The organism is Sapientia aquatica (assembly GCF_004358105.1).
In the GTDB taxonomy this organism is placed as follows: domain Bacteria; phylum Pseudomonadota; class Gammaproteobacteria; order Burkholderiales; family Burkholderiaceae_D; genus Solimicrobium; species Solimicrobium aquaticum.
This window is the reverse complement of record NZ_SMYL01000054.1, coordinates 1-592: the sequence shown is the minus strand read 5'-3', so window position 1 is coordinate 592 and position 592 is coordinate 1. Positions and strand designations below refer to the sequence as shown.

Annotated in this window: 2 protein-coding genes; both read left to right on the top strand. The window is 57.6% G+C overall.

The window, feature by feature from the left end; translation table 11 throughout:
- Positions 1 to 284 (top strand): ATP-dependent Clp protease proteolytic subunit (locus E2I14_RS19215; RefSeq protein ID WP_206105694.1); only part of this gene is annotated, 284 nt, incomplete at its 5' end.
- Positions 285 to 340: 56 nt separating this feature from the next.
- On the top strand, positions 341 to 592 hold a 252-nt coding region (locus E2I14_RS19210), incomplete at its 3' end, for a hypothetical protein (protein ID WP_206105693.1).

The window sequence follows — 592 nt, the reverse complement described above, 5'->3', positions numbered from 1 at the left end:
TGCAATTCAGCAAGCCTGAAGGTTCTACGCTGGGTACCGGAATGGCCGCGGCAATGGGCGCAGTTTTAGGAGCAGCCGGCGCAAAAGGGAAGCGGGGCGCATGGCCAAAGGCGCGCAGCACGAGGCAGCAACCGGGGGGGGGCGCGCAGGGGCAAGCGGCGGAGAGGGAAAGGCAAGCGCGGGAGAGCGGGGAGGGGAGGGAACGGAGAAAGGGAAGGGGGGGAGAGAAGAAGGGAAAAGAAAGGAAGGAAGGAAGAGGAGAGAGAAAGGAGGGAAAGAGGTGAAATAAGCGGAAGGGAAAGGAGGGAGGAAAGAGGAAAAAGAAGAAGAAGAAGAGGAGATGGAAAGAGAAGGGGAGGAGAAGAAAGAAAGAGAAGAGAGAGGGGAAGAAGGAGAAAGAAAAAGAGAAGGGGAGGAAAAAAAAGAAGCCAAAAAAAGAGAAAAGGAGGGAAGACGGGAGGAAGAAGGGAGAGGAGGGAAAAAGAAAGGAAAGGGGAAGAGGGAGGAAGGGGGGGAAGGGGGGAGGGAAAGAAGAGAGGAAGAGGGGGGAACGGAGGGGATGGGGGGGGGAGGCGGGAGCGAGGGAAGGGGA